The 23,233-nt window shown below is 67.0% G+C and carries 15 protein-coding genes; 6 read left to right on the forward strand and 9 right to left on the reverse strand.

Features of this window, described 5'->3' with window-relative positions:
- Nucleotides 1-177: 177 nt before the first annotated feature.
- The 7 genes from C1O66_RS10255 to C1O66_RS10285 form a co-directional block, all read right to left on the reverse strand.
- Nucleotides 178-1,278 carry a GGDEF domain-containing protein gene (locus C1O66_RS10255; protein WP_102767789.1) on the reverse strand — a complete coding sequence of 367 codons (1,101 nt, stop codon included), beginning with the start codon at nucleotides 1,276-1,278 and terminating at the stop codon, nucleotides 178-180.
- Nucleotides 1,279-1,422: 144 nt separating this feature from the next.
- Nucleotides 1,423-8,322, reverse strand: a complete 6,900-nt coding sequence (locus C1O66_RS10260) for a hybrid sensor histidine kinase/response regulator (RefSeq protein WP_102767790.1) — start codon at nucleotides 8,320-8,322, stop codon at nucleotides 1,423-1,425.
- Nucleotides 8,323-8,337: 15 nt separating this feature from the next.
- Complete coding sequence (locus C1O66_RS10265) at nucleotides 8,338-10,650, reverse strand: methyl-accepting chemotaxis protein (protein ID WP_102767791.1); 2,313 nt, start codon at nucleotides 10,648-10,650, stop codon at nucleotides 8,338-8,340.
- A 103-nt stretch (nucleotides 10,651-10,753) separates the two neighbouring features.
- Nucleotides 10,754-11,311, reverse strand: coding sequence for a chemotaxis protein CheW (locus C1O66_RS10270; RefSeq protein ID WP_102767792.1), 558 nt, complete (start codon nucleotides 11,309-11,311; stop codon nucleotides 10,754-10,756).
- Nucleotides 11,312-11,328: 17 nt separating this feature from the next.
- Nucleotides 11,329-11,694: a response regulator gene (locus tag C1O66_RS10275; RefSeq protein WP_102767793.1), complete on the reverse strand. Its 366-nt coding sequence runs from the start codon at nucleotides 11,692-11,694 to the stop codon at nucleotides 11,329-11,331.
- A gap of 155 nt (nucleotides 11,695-11,849) precedes the next feature.
- Nucleotides 11,850-12,263, reverse strand: coding sequence for a response regulator (locus C1O66_RS10280; protein WP_102767794.1), 414 nt, complete (start codon nucleotides 12,261-12,263; stop codon nucleotides 11,850-11,852).
- Nucleotides 12,264-12,349: 86 nt separating this feature from the next.
- Nucleotides 12,350-12,502 (reverse strand): rubredoxin, encoded by a 153-nt coding sequence (locus C1O66_RS10285; protein WP_102767795.1) that lies wholly within the window; start codon nucleotides 12,500-12,502, stop codon nucleotides 12,350-12,352.
- Nucleotides 12,503-12,782: 280 nt separating this feature from the next.
- Here C1O66_RS10285 and thiD point away from each other — a divergent pair, with 280 nt between their 5' ends.
- The 5 genes from thiD to C1O66_RS10310 all read left to right on the forward strand — a co-directional run bounded on the left by thiD (nucleotide 12,783) and on the right by C1O66_RS10310 (nucleotide 17,712).
- Nucleotides 12,783-13,757, forward strand: coding sequence for a bifunctional hydroxymethylpyrimidine kinase/phosphomethylpyrimidine kinase (thiD, locus tag C1O66_RS10290; RefSeq protein WP_102767796.1), 975 nt, complete (start codon nucleotides 12,783-12,785; stop codon nucleotides 13,755-13,757).
- Nucleotides 13,758-13,830: 73 nt separating this feature from the next.
- The gene (gene hemL, locus C1O66_RS10295; RefSeq protein ID WP_102767797.1) at nucleotides 13,831-15,117 is read left to right on the forward strand and encodes a glutamate-1-semialdehyde 2,1-aminomutase; all 1,287 of its coding nucleotides are present in this window, start codon (nucleotides 13,831-13,833) and stop codon (nucleotides 15,115-15,117) included.
- A gap of 17 nt (nucleotides 15,118-15,134) precedes the next feature.
- Entirely contained in the window at nucleotides 15,135-15,809 is a 675-nt protein-coding gene (locus C1O66_RS10300; protein ID WP_102767798.1) for an HAD family hydrolase, read from the forward strand.
- Between the two features lie 57 nt (nucleotides 15,810-15,866).
- Nucleotides 15,867-17,255, forward strand: coding sequence for a UDP-N-acetylmuramate:L-alanyl-gamma-D-glutamyl-meso-diaminopimelate ligase (gene mpl, locus C1O66_RS10305; RefSeq protein ID WP_102767799.1), 1,389 nt, complete (start codon nucleotides 15,867-15,869; stop codon nucleotides 17,253-17,255).
- A 46-nt stretch (nucleotides 17,256-17,301) separates the two neighbouring features.
- A complete protein-coding gene (locus C1O66_RS10310) occupies nucleotides 17,302-17,712 on the forward strand; it encodes a GNAT family N-acetyltransferase (protein ID WP_207795929.1) in 411 nt (136 codons plus the stop codon).
- Between the two features lie 2 nt (nucleotides 17,713-17,714).
- Here C1O66_RS10310 and C1O66_RS10315 read toward each other — a convergent pair whose 3' ends face one another.
- Nucleotides 17,715-18,725 carry a transporter gene (locus tag C1O66_RS10315; RefSeq protein ID WP_102767801.1) on the reverse strand — a complete coding sequence of 337 codons (1,011 nt, stop codon included), beginning with the start codon at nucleotides 18,723-18,725 and terminating at the stop codon, nucleotides 17,715-17,717.
- A 749-nt stretch (nucleotides 18,726-19,474) separates the two neighbouring features.
- A complete protein-coding gene (locus C1O66_RS10320) occupies nucleotides 19,475-22,294 on the reverse strand; it encodes a zinc-dependent metalloprotease (RefSeq protein WP_102767802.1) in 2,820 nt (939 codons plus the stop codon).
- Nucleotides 22,295-22,521: 227 nt separating this feature from the next.
- Between C1O66_RS10320 and C1O66_RS10325 the strand changes: the two genes are divergently transcribed.
- Nucleotides 22,522-23,148 (forward strand): YqiA/YcfP family alpha/beta fold hydrolase, encoded by a 627-nt coding sequence (locus tag C1O66_RS10325; RefSeq protein ID WP_102767803.1) that lies wholly within the window; start codon nucleotides 22,522-22,524, stop codon nucleotides 23,146-23,148.
- Nucleotides 23,149-23,233 lie beyond the last annotated feature (85 nt).

Here is a 23,233-nt window from a genome sequence, read left to right on the forward strand (position 1 = left end):
ACACTCGCGGCAAGTCGGGGGCAGAGGCCTCAGGGCTTGCTGTCTTGCTGCGATGAATTCATTGTGTCGAAGGGGGCCCGCCAGGTCAGTGCACGCTCGGTGTGTGCTCTGTGACGGTCTGTGACGGCTGGAAAAAAGAACCCGGTTGCCGAGCCGGGCCGAAGTCGGCTCCTTAGCTCAGAACAGCTCCATATCGCTGAGCTGGGTCACTTCCTGCATCTGGCCGGCAGAGACCAGATCAGCATGGTTGTGCACCTGGTTGCGACCGTTGTCCTTGGCGTGATAGACGGCCTTGTCGGCGCGCTCGAAGGCCGCCGCGGGCGAGTCGCCAACGCGGACCTGGGTGAAGCCGATGCTGACCGTGATCCGCCCCACCTGTGGGAAGGCGTAGTGCTCGGTGTTGTGACGCAGGCGCTCGAAGGCCTGGGCTGCGTCCAGCCCCACATCGCAGCGCATCAGCACCACGAACTCTTCGCCACCGAAGCGGTAGAGCAGGTCGTGAAAGCGGAAGCTGCTGCGCATCAAACGCGACAGCAGCAGCAGGACCTCGTCCCCGATCAAGTGACCGAAGCGGTCGTTGACCGATTTGAAATGGTCGATGTCGATCACGCCGAGGAAGTACTGCGGCTGGCCGTGCTCATGACGCCGCTCGCCCTCGCCTTCGTCATGCGACATCACGCCCGAGGAGACGTTGGCCGCCAGCTCGCCCAGGGCCTTGAGAAAGCTCTCCTCGAAGGTCTTGCGGTTGAGCAAGCCCGTCAAGGTGTCGCGTTCGCTGTAGTCCAGCAGGCCCTGGAAATTGTGATAAATCCGCAGCACGCTGCTGACCATGCGCTGCGACTTGCTCTTGAGGCGGCTCAAGGAATGGACCTCCACCACGCCCACCACCTCACGCTCGGTGGCGATGGGGAAGAGGTTGATCCACAGCCCGGGGGCCGGGTTGGCGGCCCCTTCCGCTTCAACAGCCTCCAGCGCAGGCGCCAGCTGCCACTGCAGCACAGTGCGGCTGCGCATGCATTCCAGGCGCTCGGGGAAGTCTTGCGCAAGCGGCAGACGTTCGGGCTCCATCCAGAGCGGGTCGGCAGTGGCCACGACGTCGTCGGCGCACAGCCGGGCGCGCGTCAGCCAGCGTTCATGACCGGCCTCGCCGATGCAGCGGTAGATCGCCACCGAGCTCGGTTCCAGCAAATCGCGCAGGGCCGACACCAGGGTGACGTCCATGACATCGCGATCGCGGAACCCGGTCAACTCGGCGAGATGATCAACGACTTCAGACATGAAGGCTACGGTCAAAAAAGAATGGCCCCGAATCGGGGCCGGAGGGCCGGTGAACGCCGGCCCAAAATTCGGCTTGCAAGCTGCGGTCGCAGCAGCAGCAGAAGACGAGGGCTGCCTGCCAGGCCACCCTCGCCTGCCGCCCCTTCAAGGCAGCAAGGCCGCTGCCTCTGTCTTGCTGTGCGCTTGCGCCGCAGTGTAGCGAGCAATCAGCTCCAGCAAGTGCGCTTCGTCATAGGGCTTGCCCAGGTAATGATCGGCGCCCAGCTGCTCGGCATAGTCGCGGTGCTTCTGCGCGATCCGCGAGGTGATCATCACCACCGGCAGCGCACGCAGGCGGGCATCGCCACGGATGTTGCGCAGCAGGTCGAAACCGTCCATGCGCGGCATCTCGATGTCGGACAGCACCAGGGCCGGCAACTCGTCGCCACCCAAGGCCTCCATCGCATCGAGGCCATCCTTGGCCAGCTGCACGCGGTAGCCTTCGCGCTCCAGCAGGCGCTGGGTGACGCGACGCACGGTCAGCGAATCGTCAACCACCAGCACCAGCGGCGGCAGATCCTCGGCCGGCTCGGCCACCGCTTGCAGCGGCACCATGCCGGTCGCTTCGGCCAGCTCGGCGGCCTCGCGGGCCTCAACCAGGCGCTGCTGTGCTTGCTCACCGTACCAGGCCGCCAGGGCCACCGGGTTGTAGATCAGCGCCACATCACCCGAAGCCAGCAGGCTCACACCTGCCAGGCCCGGTACGCGGCTCAGCTGTGCGCCGATGTTCTTGACCACCACTTCCTGGTTGCCCAGCACTTCATCCACGTGCAGGGCCAGGCGCTGCTGCGCGCTGCGCATCAGCACCACCGGCAGGTAACGGCCCTGACCATGGCCCCGGCCCGGCTGGCCCAGCAGGCCGCCCAGCCAGTAGAACGGCAGGGTCTCACCGCCATGGTTCAGTGTGCCGTTGGCGTAGGCAGCCTCGACCTGATCCTGAGGCACGCGTTGCAGAGAATCCATCAAGCTGGCGGGCACCGCCACCACCTGGTCGCCACTGCGCAGCAGCACGACCTGGGTCAGCGCCGTGGTCAGCGGCAGGCGCAGCGCAAAGCGCGTGCCCTGGCCCGGGGTTGATTCGGTCGTGATCGAACCACCCAGGGTGCTGACTTCGGCTCGCACCACATCCATGCCCACACCGCGGCCACTCAGCTCGGTCACCTGGGTGGCCGTGGAGAAACCGGAGGTGAAGATCAACTGCATCAGCGCCGCATCAGTGAGCGACTCGCCGGCCTGGATCAGGCCCATTTGCTCGCCACGTTCGCGGATGCGTTTCAGGTCCAGGCCGGCACCGTCATCGCTGAAGCTGAGCAGGATTTCATTGCCCTCCTGGCGCAGCTCGAGGCGCACCGTGCCTTGCGCGGGCTTGCCCAGGGCCTGGCGCTGCTCGGGCGCCTCGATGCCGTGGCTGATGCTGTTGCGCAGCAGATGCTCAAACGGCCCCGCCATGCGCTCCAGCACGCTGCGGTCCAGCTCGGTCTGGCCGCCGATGATCTCCAGCTGGGCTTGCCGGCCGGCATCGCGCGAGGCCTGGCGCACCACGCGGTGCATGCGCTCACCCAGGCTGTCGAACTCGACCAGTCGCGTGCGCAGCAAATCGTCCTGCAACTCACGCGTCAGCCGCGATTGCGCCGCCAGCTCGTCTTCACCCAGCTGCACATTGCGCTGCAAGGCGCGCTGCACGGTGGCCACGTCGCCGACCGATTCGGTCAGCATCTTGGTCAGCTCCTGGAAGCGGGTGTAGCGGTCGAACTCCAGCGGGTCGAAATCGCGGCCGGCCTTTTGATGCAGTTCCTGCTGCGTGCCCATCTGGGCTTCGGCCTGCAGCTCCAGCTCGCGCAACTGGGTGCGCAGGCGAGACAAGTTGTCGTCCAGATCGAGCAGCGAGCCCTTCATCTGCGCCAGCTCGGACTCCAGGCGCGCACGCCGGATGCTGACCTCGCCGGCCTGGGCCGTCATGCGCTCCAGCAGGCTTCCGCGCACGCGCACCATGGCCTGCGGGCCCGCGCCCGGCAGCTCGATGGTGATGTCGTCCGGGCTGGCCTGGCGCTCGCTGAAACGCGACCAGTCGATGCGGCGCGGCGCCACCGGCTCGGGGACCGGTTCCGGCAGGGGTTCAAGCGAGGCTTCGCTCTCCGCCGCAAGAGGTTCGACTTCCAGGTCCGGAGTGGGCGTCTCGCTCGCATCGGGCAAGTCGATGTCCACCTCGGCGGCGGGCGCGGCCGCTGTCGCTTGCACCTCCACCACCTCGGTGGCGGTGAAGGGATCGAGATCGGGCACTTGCTCGCGGGCCAGCAAACGGTCTAGACCGGCTTCCAGCGCATCGCCACCATCCTGCAAGGCCTGCAAGGTGGCGCTGTCCGGCGGGTCCATGGCCAGCGCCGCCTCGACGGCCGACTCCAGCTCGTGGGCCTGCTCGCCCAGGCGCATCGCGCCGGTCAGGCGGGCGCCACCCTTGAAGGTGTGCAGGGCGCGCATGCAGGCGTCGGCTGCACTGCGGTCTTGCGGACGGGCCAGCCAGTCGCGCAAGGCGGCATGCAGCTGCGGCAGCAGCTCGCGGGCTTCTTCTTCGAAGATGGGCAGCAAGACGGGGTCGATCTCGTCGGGCAAGCCCGGCTCCACCTCGTCCTGATCGGCCGTGGGCGTGGGCTCGACCGGTGCAGGCGCGGCCGCCTGGAAGGCCGGCAGATGCAGGTCCAGGGTGTCGTCGGCCACAGTCGGGGTCGGGCCTTCGGGCTCGCCCAGATCGTCCAGCTCATCGAAGCTGCCCAGATGGCTGCTGTCCACCTCGGGCTCGTACGCATGCAGGCGCTCGACCAGCGAGGAATCCACGCTGCGCAAGAAACCGGCCGCGAACTGATGCAGCAACTGGCGAATGTCCTCGGCCGCACGCTCGAAGAGCTGGCCTTCGGCCTCGCTGAAGCGCTGTGCACGCTGGGCCCGGCCCAGCGCATGCTCCAGGGCACGGGCCAGGGTCGACAGGTCCTCATAACCCACCGTGGCGGAGTTGCCGGCCAGGGCATGGGCCAGCGACTCACACTGCGGTGGCACCGGCGGAGTCAACTCCATGGCCCACTCGGCCAGGGTGGTGGCCAGGCGGCGCGAAAGTTCGTCGGCCTCGTTCAGGAAGATGTTGAACAGCGTGATGCTGATGCGCAGCGGGCCAATGACCTTGACGCCCTCATCGGCGCCCTCATCGGCGCTCTCATCGCTGCCCACGTCTTGCCCCTGCCCACCCTCGTCTGCTTCGGCCGAGGCCTGCGCCGCAGCGGCCGACTCGGCCTGCGGACGCTCTTGCGAGCTGACCAGGCTGAGGTGAGGCACCAGGGAAATCACGGGCGCCAGCGGCAACTCGGCGGCTTCGATGGCGTCGGGCGAAGATGCACCGGCCGCGTCCGCGGCCTCCAGGGCGTGGGCAGCGTCAGCGGGTGACTCAAGAACCTGAACCTCGTCTACCGGGTCTGCAGCCACCTCGAGCACCTGCTCGACGGTGGACTCCTCACCCTGCGGTGTTTCGTCGGGCGCCGCGGCCAGGCTCAATGCCTCGTCGAGGGCACCATCGCTGACACCGTAGAGATTCAGCGTCAGCTCGGCTGCCGCGTCGGCATCCACGCCGGCTTCCAGGTCGGTTTCAGCAGCGGTCTCCGGCGCCGGCGCATCGGCCTCGGCGTTCATTTCCGCTGCGGTTTCCACCAGCTCGCCGAGCTCCAGATCGAGCTCGAACTCGGGCAGTTCGAAGTCGGCCGCCGGCGGTGCGGCTTCGGCCACTGGCGCATCCTGCGGCAGGTCCAGCACAAAGGGCTGATCCAGCGCCAGGGTCTCAAAACTGCCACCTTCGGGCAGCGCGTGAACGTCCTGCGCGGGCGCACTCGCGTCTGCCTCGCGCGGCGCCATGTCCATCAACTCGGTGGCGGTAGCGGGCTCGGCTTCATCCGCCTGCGCCAGATCGAGCAACTCGGTCAGCACGGGCGGTTGCGCAGCATCGGGCTCAGGGGCTGCGCTCGCGACCGCGGCTGACGCGGCGTCTGCGACGCCCATGTCCAGCGGCGCAGTCGCCACCCAATCGGTCAACTCGGGCAGTTCCGGCATCAGCTGGGTGGACAACTGGGTCGACAGCTCGGTGTCGGCGCCCGCATCAGACGCTTCTTCCAGAAGCGGAAGCTCGGGCGCCTCGGCCTTGGCGGCCTCGGCAGGCTCTGCCAGCAGCGGCAGATCCAGCTCCAGTTCCAGATCCAACCCGGGCTCCTCGGTCAGCAGCGGCGGCTCGACCGAAACCGCCGGCAGCGGCGGCTCGACGGGCGCAGGCTCCAGCGAGCCGGCAAGCTCGGCCAAGGCTTGCAGCTCCTCGCTGACGCTCACGGCCGGCAAGGACGCGTCTTCGGGCAGGTTCAGCTCTGGCAAGTCCAGTTCCGGCGCGACCGCCTCCAGCGCTTGCGGGCTCTCGACACCCGGCACAGACCGCTCGTCCGGGTTCAGTTCATCCAATGCCGCATCGCTGAGCGGCGGCAGATCTTCGACCGGCAGGAACAGCTCCTGGGCCGGAACTTCGATCGCCGGCTCGGGCGGCATTTCGGCCTCCGGCAACTGGCGGCCCGGCCAATCCAGGGCCAGAGCTTCGCCCTGCAGACGCAGCGCGTCGGCGCTGCGGCGCAGCGGGTCGGGCAGGAAGGCGCCGCTCTGGCGGCCAGCGATCTGCTCGCACCACTGACCCAGATAGTCCAGAGCCTCGGCGCTGAAGGCCAGCAATGGCGCATCGGCCTGCGGCGTGACATCGGCCAGGCGTGCGTTGAACAGCTGCTCGCAGGCCCAGGCACCCTCGCCGTAGGCATCGAAGCCCACCATGCGCGAACTGCCCTTGAGGGTATGGAAGGCTCGGCGCAGCGTGGTCAGCTGCTCGCGGTCGCTGCCATCGTCGTGCAAGGCGGCCAGCGCCTGGCGCGCATGGGCCAGGACCTCGGTGGCCTCTTCCAGGAAGATCTCCTGCATCTCCGGGTCTTGCGCAAAGGCGGCAGGTGCAGGTGTAGGTGCGGCAACAGCGGCTGCCGCGGCCGGAGTCTCCACCGCATCGGCGGCCACCGTATCGGCACCATCGAGATGCAAGGCCGGCAGACCCAGATCGCCGACAGCTTCCAGCGGCGCAGGATGGGTCGGCGGGGCGGCCTTGGGGCTGCTGTCCAGATCCAGCTGGATCAGGCCATCGAAAGGCGCCGGTGCCGAGACTGCCATGGGTGGCAGCGGGCTGGCATCGGCACGCCGCCCCATGACCGGGTTCAGACGACCCGCGGCCTCGTCAAAGACAAACATGCGCTTGGCCAGCTGAGGCTGGACGCTGAGCATGTCGATCAAGAAACCCAGGGCACCCAGATTGTTGGCCAGGCGCTCGAAGAGCTCGCGCGGACCCCCACGCTCGGTGTCAACCTCGGTGTTGGCCAGCTCATCGACTTCATCGCGCATGCGCACGCAGGCCTGCGCAGCCTGATCGAGGCCCAGCACGGTCAGCACGCCGCGCATGGCGGAGAGCTGGGCCGGCACGGGGATCAGCTTGGCGCGCTGGCTGGGGTCGCGGAAATACTCATCGGCCTGGCGCTCGACTTCCGACAGGCTGGCGCGCAGCTCATGCACCACGCTGCCCAGGGTCTGGCGGTCCGAGACGCGGCGGTACAGGTCCTCCATCCAGGCATCCAGCGGCTGCGGCGCGTCACCATGGGCGACCGCGTCGATGCGCTGGGCCAGGGCGCGCACGCGCTCGGCCTGTTCGGGCTGGTCGAAGGCGGCGTCATCCAGCGCCGCTTCGACATACAACATGCTGGTGGCCACTTCCATGGCCAGCGCGGGGCTGGGTGGCTGGCCCGAGCGCAGGGTGGCAACCACCGCGCGCTGCAGGGTCTGGCCCAGCACCTCGCCACTGGGGAAGAGGCGCTGCAAGGACTCGGCCACGGCCGCGAACTGCTCGTCCAGGCCGGCCAGGCGATGGCTGTCGCCCTCGGCCGCGCTGCCCCAGGAGTCCTTGGCCACGCCGACCCGACGGCGCGCCTGCGCCACCCAGGCCGGGTCGATATGACCCAAGGTCTGGTCTTCGTAATCGCCGCGGAAATCGGCGTTCAAGCCAAAGGCATGGCGCACCGCGCTGAGGCGGGGCGCGGCGCGTTCGCTGGCGGGATCGCGCGCCTGGGCACAGAAAAACAAGAGGTCTTGCGCCAGTCGCTCCTGCACCGCCGGGTCGACCTGGCGACCGAGCTTGAGCTGGGACAGCAGGCGCGAGCCCAGGCGCTTGACGAAGGCATCGCCGTCGAGCAGGCCCAGGGCTTGCGCCTGGAACTGAGCGGCGGCCAGCTGCCAGAGGGTGCGCCCATGGGTGTCGATCAGGCCCGCAGCGAGACCGGCGCACAGATCGCTCAGGCGGCCGGCAAAGGCCGGGCTGGGCGTGCGCATGTGCTTGAGCAAGGCCGCTTCGAAGGGCGCGCGGCCCTGCTCGGGAGCCAGGGCCGCGCAGCCGGGCTCGGCCGGCACCTCGCACCAGCGCCACTCGTACTGCCAGAGGTCGGCCGGGTGCACGCGCTCGGCGTCGTTGAAGGTCTGCAGCTCGCGGTAGGCGGGGAACAGGCTCAGGGTCGAGGCCTTGTTGCCGGCCAGCAGGCGGGCGATATAGCTGAGCAGGGCGAAATTGGCGCGCTCGATGGTCTCGACCCGGAAAGGATCGACCAGATCGGTGCGATCGGCCAGGCGCAGCACCGCCTGCTCGGCGGCGCGCAGCACGGTGGCACCGGCCGGCAGGCCGACCAGGGACAGCACGCCCGCCACCTGGTGCAGCTCGGCGGCGGCCGCCTGCAGCGACTTGGAGCTGGAGGGAACCTCGGCGCCCAGCACGCTGAACTTGCTGTCGCCATCGCGCAGCATGCGCCGCAGCGCCTTGTGAACCGATTCAAGGGAACGGCGCAACTCCTCCTGCACCCACGCCAAAGGGCTGAGGTCGGGAGGGAACTCGGACTCGCGGAACTGATCCATGCCGGGCTCCGCCTCTTAGGCGACCTTGAACCGAGCCACCGATTGCTTCAAAGCCTCGGCCGAACGGGACAGCTCGTGCACCATCTGTGCGGTCGAGCGCGTGCCTTCGCTGGTCTGTTCGGTCACGGCAAAAATGTGCTGGATGTTGGAAGCCACTTCATTGGCCGAGGCCGCTTCGCTGAGCGCCTGGCTGGAAATCTGCGCGATCAATTCGTCCAGGCGACGTGACACGGCGTCGATCTCTTCCAGGGCCTTGCCGGCCGCGTCGGACAGACGCGTACCCTGCACCACCCCGAGGGTCGAGCGCTCCATGGCGGCCACGGCGTCGTGCGTGTCGGTCTGAATGGTCTTGACCAGGGCAGCAATCCGGCGGGTGGCGTCGCCCGAGCGTTCCGCCAGGCGCTGCACTTCTTCCGCCACCACCGAAAAGCCGCGACCAGCTTCACCGGCCGAGGCGGCCTGGATGGCCGCATTCAGCGCCAGCACGTTGGTTTGTTCGGTAATGTCGGAGATCAGCTCGGTGATCTCGCCGATTTCCTGCGAGGACTCGCCCAGACGCTTGATGCGCTTGGAGGTTTCCTGGATGTGGTCGCGGATGGCGTTCATACCGCTGATGTTGTTCTGCATGGCCTGCAGACCCGACTCGGCCGCTTGACGCGACTGACGCGCCACTTCAGCGGTGGACTGGGCGGCGTTGGACACCTCGTTGATGCGCTCGGCCATCTGCAGCACGGCCTCACCGGTGGAACGGATCTCGTGCAGCTGTTCCTTGGAGGCGGCCAGCAGATCGGTCGAGGTCTGGTCAACCTGGCCGGTGGTGTCCGTCACCCGGGCGGCCGTGGCCTGCACCTGGCCGACCAGATTGCGCAGCTCTTCCACGGTGTAGTTCACCGAGTCGGCGATGGCGCCGGTGATGTCCTCGGTCACGGTCGCTTGCTGGGTCAGGTCACCTTCAGCGACCGATTGCAGCTCGTTCATCAAACGCAAAATTGCGGCCTGGTTGGCGTCGTTGACGCGCTTGGCTTCACGCTCCTGCGCCTTCGCCTCGCTCTCTTGGGCTTCGGCCAGCAGGGCCCGTTGCTTCTGATCCGCCACGTAGAGGCGCAGGAAGCCGAGCGAACCTGCCACCAGCGCGCCCAGCGAGGCAATCATCAACAGGGCCAGCCACCAGCTCACGCCGCCGGCAGATTCCAACTCGAGGGCCAGGTCTTCCAGGCCCTTGCGCAGCGCCTCGCTGTCGCCCAGGATGCTCTTCTGGGCTTCACGCGAAGCCACCAGGCCTTGCAGATTGTCCAGAATGGCCTTAGCCTGGGTGCGGGTCTGTTCGTACTGCTTGAGCAAGGCGACCAGACGTTCGCGCAGCTGCGGGTCCTTGGCGCTGCTCAGGCGCAGCTCCGAGTTGCCGTTCAGCAGGGCCTCGGCGATCAGCTTGAAGGAGTTCAAGTCCTTGCCCAGCAGGAACACGGCCTCGGGGCTCACGCCTTCCTGCGTCAGGAATTCGTTGGCGCTCTTGCCGATCCGCTGGGTCAGCATCACCAGCTGACCGGCGGCCGAGATTTCAGCGGCCGAACCGTTGCGTTGCAGCGATTCCGAGGCCACGGCCTCGGCGCTTTCCAGCAGATCACTGGATTGGCGGTTGATGGCGCGCAGGGCCTGGCCGACCTCGGTCAGCACCTTTTCCTGCGCCTGCACCACCTGGGCGTTCTTTTCAGCCCGCTCCACCAGAGGCTGAACGATATCCAGCACCGGCTGCACGCTGCCGGGGGCTGCGGCCAGCGGGCCGTCACCGGTACGCAAATTGCCGATCACGCCGACCAGCACGCTGCCGCTCTCACGCAGTTCCGCAAACGCGCCCTGATTGCCCACCAGGGCGGTGGACACCGATTTGGCCATGCGCTGCGAGTGCATCAAGGCCTGACCGGCCGCACGCACCTGGGCCGAGCTGCGGCTGCCGCCGACCAGGCTCAGGCTGACGGTGACCGCGGTGCCCAGCAGGCCGGCCGCCACCAGGGCGGTCAGCAGGGTCTGGCGGCGGTTCTCGGCGCTCTTGGCCGGCTGCGGCTGTTCGGTCAGCGGGCCGTCGAGGGCGGCGCTGGTGGTGGCAAAGGTGCTGGTGCCGACCGCAGTTTCATCGAACTGCGTGGCGCCTTGCTGCTCGGTCGGCAGGGCCTCGGAGATGATGGAGGAGTTCGACAGCTGGCCTGGGCCGGTGTGCGACTGCGTGGACACCAGCACCGCACCGGAGGGCACGGAGTCCGCGGCCGCGTGCTCGTTCTGGCCTTCGGTTTCGTTCTTGCCCAGGTTTTTGATCTTGTCCAGGAAGCTCATCTCACCCTCGTGAATACGTTTGGAAGCCGATCCCACATGGATCGGCGTTGGCCGTGCCGCTGACTCTTGAGCCTAGCTCAAGGCGGGCTGTTTGCTTATCAGATCAAACCACGACTCGCAGGAACTGGTCGTGCTTGGACAGTGCCTCAAGATCGAGCACCTGCCAGCTGCGTCCCTCAGCGTCGAGCAGGCGCGGTCCGGCGAAACGCGGGCGTGCCCCGCCCTCCTCGGCCTGCGCCGGATCGGGGCTCAGCTGCTCATCGCCGCGCAGGCCCAGCAGGCGATCCACCAAGAGCGCGCAGTTCAGATTGAGCTCGGCATTGAGCGAGACCAGGCGAACCTGAGCCACATCCTGACGCGCTTCACTGCGCTGAGCACCGGATTCACGCAGGCCCAGGAACACCGCCAGATCGACGACGGTGAACAGGCCTCCGCGCAGATTGGCCACGCCCGCCAGCCAGGGCTGGGCATAGGGCAAGGGCCGCATCGGCACCGGCGTGAAGATTTCGGCCGCCTGGCGCAGCGAGAGCAGCAGGCCGACGCCTGCACATTCGACCGCCAGCCAGCTGGCCGCCTGGGTCTCTTGATCGCGCGCCGCCTGCATGCGCTGCGCGAGGCGGGTCTGCAGATCGCGCAGGGCTTGCTTGTTGTTGCTACTCATGTCAGCGCCCTCGGGGCTCAGCCCAGGGCCTTGATCTTGGCCAGCAACTCCTCGGCCTTGACCGGCTTGACCACATAGTCACGCGCGCCCTGGCGCATGCCCCAGACCTTGTCGGTCTCCTGGTTCTTGCTGGTGCACATGATCACCGGCACGGCAGCAAAGCGCTCGTCGCGGGTGATGCTGCGGGTCAGCTGGAAGCCGTTCTGGCCGGGCATGACCACGTCCATCAGGATCAGGTCGGGCACTTCCTCGGCCAGGCGCTTCATCGCCTCTTCGCCGTTCTCGGCGGTGCGCACCAGATAACCGCGCTTGACCAGCATCTCGCTGAGCACATGCAACTCGGTCTTGGAATCATCGACCAGCAGGATTTTTTGTATCGGCATTTGGAATCCTCACGTCGCCGCGGCGGCAGCTTTTGCGCCTCGGCAACTCAACCGACGGACTTGTCGGCACACACAAGCTTGGACAACGGCAACAACAACGGTAACTACATCTACGTCCAGGTCCTTCAGGCCGCGCCCGTCAGACCCACACAAGCTCAGGCCGCGCGTCGATGGGACAGCACAGCCTGCAACAACTGATCTTTGGTGAAAGGCTTGGTCAGGTAGTCTTGAGAGCCGACCATGCGCCCGCGCGCCTTGTCGAAGAGACCATCCTTGGACGACAGCATGATGACGGGCACCGCCGCGAACTGCGGATTGCGCTTGATGATGGCGCAGGTCTGGTAGCCGTCGAGGCGTGGCATCAGGATGTCGCAGAACACCAGATCCGGCTGGTAGTCGCTCAACTTGGCCAAGGCATCGAAGCCATCCTCGGCCAGCACGACTTCGTGCCCACCTTGCTTGAGGAAGATCTCCGCGCTGCGCCGGATGGTGTTGCTGTCGTCGATGACCAGCACTTTCGCGGCGCCGGCTGCGGCAGCTTGAAAGCCTTCAGGTACTTGTACGTTCAAGCCTTATCTCCTCACAGCGATGCCCGCAGGGCGGCTGCGCCACGGGCACGAGCAAACAGGTGGGAATGCGCTGCCTTGAGGCAGCGTCAGATGCGAACCATTTCGAAGTCTTCTTTGCGGGCGCCACACTCAGGGCAGGTCCAGTTCATATCGACATCGGCCCACAGCGTACCCGGTGCAATACCGTGCTCGGGATCCCCTGTGGTTTCGTCGTAGATCCAACCACAGATCAGGCACATCCAGGTACTAGCTTCGCTCACGATGGGTATAGGTTTGCTATCTACAATGCGAAGATTGTAGCCACGCCAACTGGGGCCGCCGGAGCGCTCCCGTCGGCAAGGACGCAACATCAGGATTCCCCTTGTCCCGCCCGTCACGAAAGCAGGCTAACGAATTCGTGACCAAGTCCTCAAAGACTGACCTGAGACCCAAGAAAGAGCTTGTCCAGCCCCTCGCCGCCTGCGGCCCGCCATTTGCATTTGCTTGCAATTTCTGTCCTCTGAACCCGCGCCGCACACCATGAATCACAAGACCGACACCCCCAGCGCCGCCGATCCGACGGCGCCCGCCGACGAGCAGGAGCCGCAAGCCCCGGCCTGCGTCTTGAGCTTCAATGCCAGCGACGCCAGTGGCGCCGGTGGCCTGGCCGGCGACATCGCAACCATCGCCGCCATGGGCGCGCACTGCCTGCCGGTGGTCAGCGCCATCGTGCTGCGCGACACGGCCGAGGTGTTCGAGCACCACACCCTGGACCCCGACACCATCGCCGAGCAGGCCCGCCTGATTCTGGAAGATGTGCAGATCAGCGCCTGGAAGGTCGGCTTTCTGGGCAGCGCCGAGGGCGTGAGCGCCGTGGCCGAGGTGCTGTCGGACTACCCCGACGTGCCCCTGGTCGCCTACCTGCCCAATGTGTCCTGGCTCGACGAAGAGCAGCAGGCCAGCTATCTGGATGCCTTCCGCGAGCTGGTGCTGCCGCAGACCCATGTGCTGGTCGGCAACCACAAGACCTTGAGCGACTTCCTGCTGCCCGACTGGGACGCCGATCGCCCGGCCTCACCGCGCGAGCTGGCCGTGGCCGCCGGCCAGCATGGCACGGCCCATGTGCTGGTCACCGGCATCCAGCTGCCCAATCAGTTTGTCGACAATGTGCTGGCCACGCCGGCCGGCCCGGTGACGGGCGAGAAGTTCGAGCGCTTCGAAGTCAACTTCGTCGGCGCCGGCGACACGCTCTCGGCCGGCCTGGCCGCCCTGCTCTCGGTCGGCGCCGAAATCCACTCGGCCGTCGGCGAGGCCCTGTCCTTTCTGGACCAGGCCCTGGACGGCGGTTTCCGCCCCGGCATGGGCAATGTCGTTCCCGACCGCTTCTTCTGGGCCCTGCCGCCCAGCGAAGAGGAAGAAGCCGCCATGGCCGCCGAAGCTGCCGGCCATGCCAGCACCCCCACCCTGACCCTGGACGAGCCCGCACCGGGCCGTCCGCCGCGCCGCATGCACTGAAACCCGTGCCTGCTGGCACCGAAGCCCATGGCCCCGATCGGGGCCGTCTTTTCGTTCGCCGAGCCTCATCAAGATGTCCAAGAACCAAGCTTTGTTCGAACGCGCCCAGCGCGTGATCCCCGGTGGCGTGAACTCGCCGGTGCGCGCATTCCGCGCGGTCGGCGGCACGCCGCGCTTCATCACCCGTGGCGATGGCGCCTACATCTTCGATGCCGAAGGCCAGCGCTACATCGACTACATCGGCTCCTGGGGCCCGATGATCCTCGGCCACGGCCACCCGGCCGTGCTGGAAGCGGTCACCAAGGCCGCACAAGAGGGCTTCTCCTTTGGCGCGCCGACCGAGCGTGAGATCGAGCTGGCCGAAGAGATCCTGAAGCTGGTGCCCAGCATGGAGCAGGTGCGCCTGGTGTCCTCGGGCACCGAGGCGACCATGAGCGCCATCCGCCTGGCGCGCGGTGCCACCGGCCGCAGCAAGTTCATCAAGTTCGAAGGCTGCTACCACGGCCACACCGACGCGCTGCTGGTCAAGGCAGGGTCAGGTCTTGCCACCTTCGGCCACCCGACCAGCGCCGGCGTGCCGGCCGAGGTGGCCCAGCACACCCTGGTGCTGGAGTTCAACCACCTGGCCCAGCTGGAAGAAGCCTTCGCCCTGCACGGCAAGGAGCTGGCCTGCGTGATCATCGAGCCGATCGCCGGCAATATGAATTTCGTGCGCACCCAGACGGCGTACATGAAGCGCCTGCGCGAGCTCTGCACCGAACACGGCGCCCTGCTGGTGATGGACGAGGTGATGACCGGCTTCCGCGTCGGTCTGCACAGCGCCCAAGGCCATTACGCCAGCCTGATCCCCGGCTTCAAGCCCGACATCAGCGTCTTTGGCAAGGTCATCGGCGGCGGCATGCCCCTGGCCGCCTTCGGCGCCAGCCGCGACATCATGAAACACCTGGCCCCGCTGGGCGGCGTCTACCAGGCCGGCACCCTGAGCGGCAACCCGGTGGCCACCGCTTGCGGCCTGGCCACGCTGCGCGAGATCCAGAAGCCCGGTTTCTTCGAAGACCTGTCGGCCAAGACGCGTCGCCTGGTCGATGGCTTGGCAGCGGTCGCCAAAGACAACGGCGTGCCCTTCAGCGTCGATTGCCAAGGCGGCATGTTCGGCTTCTTCCTGATGGACCAGCTGCCGCAGGAATACCAGACCGTGATGACGACCGACAAGGAGCGCTTCAACCGCTTCTTCCACGCCATGCTGGACGCCGGCGTCTATCTGGCCCCGGCGCTGTACGAAGCCGGCTTTGTCTCCGCCGCCCACAGCGAGGCCGACATCCAGGCCACGCTGGACGCCGCTCGCCAAGCCCTGCGCTGATCTCAGCGCCCCCTGTCATGCCGCACACCGGCCGCCGCTTCACCGCGGCCATCTTTGATATGGATGGCCTGCTGCTCGATTCCGAGCGGCCCATCCGTGACGCCTGGCTGCGCCAGAGTGCGGCTGCGGGTACACCGCTCAGCGAAGTCGACTATCTGAAGACCGTCGGCATCAACCGCCGCGACAGCCTGCGGGTGCTGAGCGATCTGCTGGGCTCGCACGCCATCGCCGAGGCCATGTACGAGGCGGTGGACCGCGAGGTCGAGGCGCAGTTCCAGGGCCAGGGCTTTGCCTTGCGCCCTGGTGCGCTGGGGCTGCTGCAGGCGCTGCAAGCGCGCCGCGTGCCCTGCGCGGTGGCCTCCTCCACCCGCCATGCCGAGGTGCTGCGGCGCCTGGGCCTGGCCGGTTTGCTGGGCTTTTTCGGCCCCATCCACGGCGGCGACCAGGTCGCACGCGGCAAGCCCCACCCCGACCTGTTCGAGCTGGCCGCGCGCAGCCTGGGCTGCCCGCCTGAGCAGACCCTGGTGTTTGAAGACTCCAGCTTCGGCGCCCGCGGGGCGCTGACCGCGGGCGCCGGCGTGGTGCTGGTGCCCGATCTCAAATCCCCGGACCCCGAGATCACACCGCGCTGCCTGGTGCTGAGCTCGCTCGAAAACGCCCTGCCCCTGAGCGAAGCGTGGTTCATGGCCTGAACCATCGCCACGCGAGCTACGCTCGCACCCCGTTTCTGACGATTGACGATCACGACCATGCACATCCACATCCTCGGCATCTGCGGCACTTTCATGGGCGGCCTGGCCGCCCTGGCGCGCGAGGCCGGCCACCGCGTCACCGGCTGCGATGCCAATGTCTACCCGCCGATGAGCGATCAGCTGCTGGCCCTGGGCATCGAGCTGAGCCAAGGTTTCGGCGCCGAGCAGATGGCGCTGCAGCCCGATGTGTTCGTGATCGGCAATGTGGTCACGCGCGGCGAGAAGTTCCCGCTGATGGAAGCCATCCTCGACGCTGGCGCCGCCTACACCAGCGGCCCGCAATGGCTGGCCGAGCATGTGCTGCAGGGCCGCCATGTGCTGGCTGTCGCCGGCACCCACGGCAAGACCAGCACCACCTCGATGCTGGCCTGGATCCTTGAACACGCCGGCCTGCAGCCGGGTTTTCTGGTCGGCGGTGTGCCGCAGAACTTTGGCGTCAGCGCCAAGCTCGGTTCGGGTCCTGCATTCGTGATTGAGGCGGACGAATACGACACGGCTTTCTTCGACAAGCGCAGCAAGTTCGTGCACTACCGCCCGCGCACGGCCGTGCTGAACAACCTTGAGTACGACCACGCCGACATCTTCCCCGACCTGGCCGCCATCGAGACGCAGTTCCACCACCTGGTGCGCACCGTGCCGGCCAGCGGCCGTATCGTGCTCAATGCCCGCGAAGAGGCGCTGCAGCGCGTGCTCAGCCGCGGCTGCTGGAGCGAGGTGCAGCGATTCGGGGCTCGCAAGGAAGAAAGCGGCGCCCTGCGCGCGCGCGGCGAACCGCAGGCCTTCGATGTGCTGCGCGGCAGCCTCAAGGTGGCGCGGGTCGAGTGGTCGTTGATCGGCGAGCACAACCAGCTCAACGCCCTGGCCGCCATCGCCGCCGCCGAGCACCTGGGCGTGACGCCCGAGCAGAGTGCCGCCGCCCTGACCGAATTCAAGAACGTGCGCCGCCGCATGGAGCTGCGCGGCGAAGTCACCGTTGCCGGGGGCAGCATCAAGGTCTACGACGACTTCGCCCACCACCCCACGGCCATCCGCACCACGGTGGACGGCCTGCGCCGCCGCATCGCACCGGCGGAGCGCATCCTGGCCATTTTCGAGCCGCGCTCCAACACCATGAAGCTGGGCACCATGAAGGCGCAGCTGCCTTGGGCCCTGGAGGCCGCCGACCTGAGCTTCTGCCACCAGGACGGCCTGGGCTGGGACGCCGCCGAGGCCCTGGCGCCGATGGGCACGCAAGCCGTCGTGACGGCGAATATCGACGCATTGATCGCTGCGGTGCTCAAGGCCGCCCGCCCGGGCGACCACCTGCTGTGCATGAGCAATGGCGGCTTCGGCGGCATTCACGACAAGCTGCTGGCGGCCCTGGCCGAGCGCGCCGCCCGCAGCTGAGGTGGGCTTGCGACTGCGCGCAGCTTGCCGCGCCGATGTGGGCGCCATGTTCCACATCCGAGCGCACACGCAGGACAACGCCATCTCACCCGAGAGACTGGCCGAACTGGGCATCACGCCGGCCACGCTGGGCGCGGCCTTCGATGACAGCGCGGTCTGCGGCTGGCTGGCCGTCGATGACGAAGCTCAGGCCGTCGGCTTTTGCAATGTGGACCCGGCCAGCGGTGAAGTGCTGGTGCTGGCTGTGCTGTCGGGCCAGGAAGGCCAAGGCGTGGGGCGCGCCTTGCTGGAGGCGGCGGTGACTCATTTGCAATCGGTGGGCAGCCCACCGCCTTGGCTGATGGCCGGCGTCAATCCAGCACTGCGCGCGCATGGCTTCTACCGCGCCCAGGGCTGGAGGCCCAGCGGCCGGCGTGATGCGCAGGGCGACGAAGAACTGCGCCTCGACACGGACTGAGCTCAGTCGCGCTTGCGGAAGGCCCACCAACCCGCCACCGCCGTGAACAGCAGCACCAGCACGGCCAGGATGGCAAAGCCATGCGGGTGGTCGGACAGCGGCACGCCGCCCACATTCATGCCGAACATGCCGGCCATGATGTTGATCGGCAAGGCCAGCACGGTCACCACGGTCAGGGTGAAGACGCTGCGGTTGGTCTGTTCCCCCACCTGGGCGGCCATTTCTTCTTGCAGCAATTTGATGCGCTCCTGCAGCGCGGCCATGTCGCGAATGACCAGGGAGAACTCCTCGGTCGCCTGACGCAGCTCATCCAGATCCTGAGGCACCACCCAGGGCGGCGGCAGGCGCAGCAGCCGGAACAGCGCACCCGGCTCCGGCGCCAGCAGCCGTTGCAGCCGCACCAGCACCCGGCGCAGCTGGCCGAGCTCGCTGCGCTTGGCCTGCAGACGGCCGGCGAGCAGGCTGTCCTCGATGGCATCGACACGCACCGTGGCATCACGCACGATGCGCACCAGCACATCGCCCTGGTCACGGAACAGATGATTGAGCAGGGAGACGGTGGAGTCGAAATGTGCGCCCATCTTGACCGCCTCGCGCAGCCGGTCGATGGAACGCAGCGGATGGCTGCGTGCACTGACCGCCACCTGCGGGCTGACATTGACCCAGAGCGTGGCGATCTCAGACGGGTCGAACGCAAACTCGTAGGCCACATCGTTGACCACGGCGATCAGATGATCGTCGGCATCTTCAATGCGGGTGGAGCGCGAGCCCTGGCGCAAAGTCTCGAAGAACTCGGGCGGCAAACTCAGATGCGATTGCATCCAGGCCTGGGCCGAGGCATCGGTGAGATTGAAGTGCAGCCAAATGAATTCGGCACTGCTGGCGCGCGCGTCCTGGTCGCCCAGCCAGCGCAAAGCCTCAGCCAAGCCAATCGCTCGCCCCGCTTGGCCCGGCGCCAGCACGAATCCACAAATCAAGGCGCTGTCCTGATGTGCACCGAAACTGAAACTCATAACGACGGCCCTCCCCTGTCTCCGCTGCGGGCGCGATTGTGCGTCATGGAGATGTCAGGGCTGCTGTGGCGGGTGTTGGCACATTGCGGACCTCCGCTATCTTGATTTTTCTCGCTGCGGTGTCTCGTCCCGCCGCCGGGCTCATGGTTCGCGGGTCGGCTCTGCGAGCCGACTCCCCTCGGTGCTCACTCCGCGGCTCAGCGGCGCCAATCTCCCTCCGTTCGCTGCGCTCACTGTGGTCAAACAGTGGCGCCGAGTCAGCGCTTGAAGCGCGTGGGACCACGCGCCTGAGCCTCTCCGCTGCGCCCTCGGCCGCGCACAAATCGCCCATCGGCGGGCCGAGCCACCTCCGGATTCGGCGTGCTCCACCGTTGATGAGGCACATCGACCGCGATGCAAGCGCCCTGCAGCCCGTGCCGCGGCCGGGCGATTTGTGCCGGGCCGAGCAGCACAGCGCCTCGGGGCGCGTGCGTACCCGCGCGCTTCAAGTTCTGACTTGGCGCTTCTGTCTGAACGAAGCGAACGCAGGGAGCGAAGTGAGTTATGCGCCAGCCCCCAGGCGCGAGCAGCGCAGGGAAGTCGGCCCGCCAGGGCCGACCCCGGAACCATGAGCCCGGTGGCGGCGCGGGCTGCCGGGCCTCACGAGCAAACCAAAGGCGGCTTCATGCCGATTGCCGTCAAAAGCAGTCGCACAAAAAAAGGCCGGCGCCCTTCGGCGCCGGCCTTGTTCGTCAAGAACTGATGTCAGATCAGGAGCGCGACATCGAGGCCTTGAGGGCGCTGTTCAGCGTGTCCAGGCTTTCGGCGAGGTGGGCACGGGTCTCGACGGTTTGTCCGCCCTTGGCCACGGCGGCGCGCAGCTCGGCGGCCAGATTGTTGGCTTGCAGTCGGGCCAGAGCGTAGGCATCCGCCATCTGGCCCGAGGCGCCGCCGCCCTTGGTCAGGATGGCTTGCAGGCGCTTCAGGTGCTCGCGCTGCAGATTGCGACGCAGGCGGTCGATCTCGCTGCCACTCTTGAGCTCGCTCCAGATCGCGCTTTGCAAGGTGGCGTAGACCTCGTTGAGCGAGATCAGGCCCTTGCGCTGGGCTTCCGGCACATAGGCCGGCATGTCCATCAGGCGCAGCGCCGTGTTCTGGCTCAGCAGACGATCCAGCGCCACCAGCTGCACACGAGCCACCGAGGCCGGCACGTTCAGCGGGCCGCCACGTTCCCACTCGTTGTAGTCGATGGTCAGCGTGGACAGGAACTCGGGCTTGAACTTGAAGCTGTCAGCGCTGAACAGGCCACTGGCCAGGAACTGCAGGGCCTCGCGCTGCTTGGCCGGCTCCACCGGCTTGAAGCTGGCACGGCCAGTGCTGCCGGGCAGATCACGCAGGGCGTGCATGCCGCCGACGTACTTGCCCACCAACTCGGCGGCGCGGAAGAGCTGGTTGAAACCGCTCATCAGCGCACGACGCTGGCGCAAGGGATCCTCACCGGCTTCGGGCTTGCGGTCCTGCACGCGGGTCCACAGTTCCTTGGACAGCTTCAGACGCTTCTTGTAGTAAGCCAGCGGGTCATCGCCCAGGTCGAAGCGGTTGGCCAGCGGGTCCATGCCGTCGTAGGGGCCGAAGCCGCCGGCATCGGCGTCATCGGCATAAGCCAGGGCCGGCTCGGTGCTGCGGCTGGCAATCTTGGCCAGCTCGGCGGCTTCGTTCTCGACGCTGATGGGCTTGTAGGCGTACTCGATGGCCCAGTAGTCGTAGGCACCCAAGGTGGTGTTGTTGAAGGTGGTCGGGGCCTCGCCCTTGAGTGCCAGGTTGTAGGCGTTGTAGTCCATCACCGAGCCGGAGATGCCGTGGGCATCGGTGTAGGTCTTGTCGGCCAGCTGCTTCTGGGTGACGGTGGTCGAGGCCTTGAAGTTGTGCTTCAGGCCCAGGGTGTGACCCACCTCATGCATGATGGTGTCCTTGATGACCGCGGCCACAAAGGCCTCGGCCTCGGGGCTGTCGGGCGCGATATCGCCGCGCGCTTCCAGCACATCGAGAGCGAAGTTCATCTCGGACGCTGCGTCATGGGCGTAGGTGCACAGCGCCTCATGGGCGCCATGGCGGTGGCCCGGCAAAGCAGCCAGCGACTGAGCGGCCGGGCTCAAGCCCACGTCTTCCACGATCATGCGGCGTGAGCCACGCGAGAACACATCGCTCATCCCGATGTCGGCATCGAGGATTTCACCGCTGCGCGGGTCGGCATGGCTGGGGCCGATGGCAAAGCCCACATCGGCACCGACGAACCAGCGGATGGAGGCATGGCCGGCATCCATATTGTCCCAATCGGCGTCGTCAGGCTGCTGCTTGGCGACGACGGCGTTCTTGAAGCCGATCTTCTCGAAGGCCTTGTTCCATTCCACGATGCCCGCCTCAACCGCGGGTCGGTATTTGACCGGGATGTTCTTGTCCATCCAGTACGTGATGGGCTGCACCGGTTCGCTCAGCGCGGCGGACGGGTCCTTCTTCTCCAGGCGCCAGCGCTTGATGTAGTGCACACGGGCATTGGCCTTCTTGTCGTCACCGAGGTCGGTGAAGGACTCCATGAAGTGACCCAGGCGCGGATCGCTCAGACGCGGGCGCATGGCAGTCTGGGGCAGGGCCGCGAAGCTGTAGACGAAGCTGACGAACAGGCTGCGCGGATCGGGCGTGGCCTGCGGCGGCGTGGGCATGGGCACCGGGGTCGGTGTCAGCGGCGGAGCCGGAATGCGCGGTGTCGAGAAGTGCATGCGCGCGGTCAGCGTGCTCAGCTTCGCATCGGCACGGCTGGCTTCGATGAAGGAGTTGGCGCGGTCGGGGGCGAAAGGCAGGCGGTAAGCGCCTTCCAGGCGGGTGGACAGGCCCGGGATGTCGCCGAGGAACATGCTGGCGTCGATCAGCACCGATTTGCGCTCCGGGTGCTCCGCACTGGCCACCGTGCCAGAGGCCAGCAGGCTGGGCGAGAAGGCCTGGGCCACCGCGGCCTTACCGCCGCCTTCGCCACGGAATGCGGTGTTCAAAGCCACCAGCTGGATCTGGTTGCCGATGCGGCGCCATTCGACCATCTGGTCCATGCCCATCTGGCTGGCGTAGAGGCCACGCTCACCCACGGCGTTGGCCACATTGACCGTGAACAGGAAGGGCTTGCCGATCTTGTCCTTGGGCAGCTCCAGCCAGGCCTTCTCGTCCTTGCGCCAGATCGGGAACAGACCGTCCTGGACCTTGGCGTCCTTGATGATGTCGGCAAAAGGCTTGGGCGCGCTGGGATCAGCCGGCGGACGGGCGCCAGCCGCTGCGGCCGGTGCCGCGGCGCCGGGTGCAGCCGGTGCGGCCGCTGTAGCGGTGCTGCCCGCCGCGGGCGCTGGCGTTGCGGCCGGCGTCACAGCTGCAGCGGGAGACGGTGGGGCACCGGCGCTGCCGCTCGGAGGGGTGGTGGTGGCGCAGGCGCTGAGCACCGCCACGGCGGCGGCCAGCGTCGACAGCTTCAAGGCCGAGCGCACGGGGGCGCGGTGCGTCGTCGTCACCAGCGCAGCGGGCTGGACGTCTTGTTTCGGAATGGACATGCAACAAATCCTTGGCGCGAAGGCGCAACGAGAGAGATTGAGTGTCGCGCTGCCGCAGATCACAAGAGGCTGTGCCAGCATGGAAACCGGCCCCGAGGGGCCTCAGGCCCGACCCGCAGCGGCGCGAAGCGCGCAACTGTGTCCTGTCATCTGCCTGTCGTCAATGGCTGAGCGATGCCACCGCATGCGGGTAAACACGGATCGGGCTGCGACCTACACTCAGACGCATGTTCATCGCTTCCGATCCAGCCGGCTCAGGCACTGAAACGCCACGCCGCAGCCACCTGCTCTACCTTCATGGCTTTCGCTCCTCGCCACGCTCGGCCAAGGCGGTGCGCATGCAAACCTGGGTGGCAGCCCATCGACCCGACCTTCATTTCGCCTGCCCGCAACTGCCGCCCTCGCCACGTGCGGCATTCGCACTGCTGCAAACCTTGACGCAAGACTGGCCGGCAGAACGATCGGCCGTCATGGGCAGCTCCTTGGGGGGCTTCTACACCAGTGCCTTGATCCAGGATCGCCCGGGCTGGCGCGCCGTCGTGATCAACCCCGCCGTCGACCCGGCTCGCGATCTGGCGGCCTATATCGGCGAGCAAAGCTGCTGGCAGGATCCGGCGGAACGCTTTTTCTTCCAGCCTGAGTTCGTCGATGAGTTGTGCACGCTGCGGCCGGAGCGTTTGCTGAACCCTGAGCGTTGCCTCGCCGTGGTGGCAAAAGGCGATGAGTTGCTGGACTGGCGTGAAATGCAGGCCCGCTATGCCGCGGGGCCGATCCAGCTCTTGGAAGGCAGCGACCATGGCCTCAGCGATTTTGAAGACCATCTGGAAGGCTTGGTCCGCTTCCTCCAGCTCTGACGCCTAAATCACACTGACAACTTGAATCAAACTAGAGATCGATACTGAGTCAAATTGCACGGAATTTGTGTAAGGTGACCGATAT

Source organism: Paucibacter aquatile, assembly GCF_002885975.1.
GTDB classification, from domain to species: domain Bacteria; phylum Pseudomonadota; class Gammaproteobacteria; order Burkholderiales; family Burkholderiaceae_C; genus Paucibacter_A; species Paucibacter_A aquatilis.

Bases quoted from the DNA above. Each gene is read 5' to 3' on its own strand.
- C1O66_RS10275 (WP_102767793.1), bottom strand. From the start codon at position 11,694: ATGCCGATACAAAAAATCCTGCTGGTCGATGATTCCAAGACCGAGTTG.
- C1O66_RS10260 (WP_102767790.1), bottom strand. From the start codon at position 8,322: ATGGATCAGTTCCGCGAGTCCGAGTTCCCTCCCGACCTCAGCCCTTTG.
- C1O66_RS10285 (WP_102767795.1), bottom strand. From the start codon at position 12,502: ATGTGCCTGATCTGTGGTTGGATCTACGACGAAACCACAGGGGATCCC.
- thiD (WP_102767796.1), top strand. From the start codon at position 12,783: ATGAATCACAAGACCGACACCCCCAGCGCCGCCGATCCGACGGCGCCC.
- C1O66_RS10320 (WP_102767802.1), bottom strand. From the start codon at position 22,294: ATGTCCATTCCGAAACAAGACGTCCAGCCCGCTGCGCTGGTGACGACG.
- C1O66_RS10255 (WP_102767789.1), bottom strand. From the start codon at position 1,278: ATGTCTGAAGTCGTTGATCATCTCGCCGAGTTGACCGGGTTCCGCGAT.
- C1O66_RS10265 (WP_102767791.1), bottom strand. From the start codon at position 10,650: ATGAGCTTCCTGGACAAGATCAAAAACCTGGGCAAGAACGAAACCGAA.
- C1O66_RS10310 (WP_207795929.1), top strand. From the start codon at position 17,302: ATGTTCCACATCCGAGCGCACACGCAGGACAACGCCATCTCACCCGAG.
- C1O66_RS10300 (WP_102767798.1), top strand. From the start codon at position 15,135: ATGCCGCACACCGGCCGCCGCTTCACCGCGGCCATCTTTGATATGGAT.
- mpl (WP_102767799.1), top strand. From the start codon at position 15,867: ATGCACATCCACATCCTCGGCATCTGCGGCACTTTCATGGGCGGCCTG.
- C1O66_RS10270 (WP_102767792.1), bottom strand. From the start codon at position 11,311: ATGAGTAGCAACAACAAGCAAGCCCTGCGCGATCTGCAGACCCGCCTC.
- C1O66_RS10325 (WP_102767803.1), top strand. From the start codon at position 22,522: ATGTTCATCGCTTCCGATCCAGCCGGCTCAGGCACTGAAACGCCACGC.
- C1O66_RS10315 (WP_102767801.1), bottom strand. From the start codon at position 18,725: ATGAGTTTCAGTTTCGGTGCACATCAGGACAGCGCCTTGATTTGTGGA.
- hemL (WP_102767797.1), top strand. From the start codon at position 13,831: ATGTCCAAGAACCAAGCTTTGTTCGAACGCGCCCAGCGCGTGATCCCC.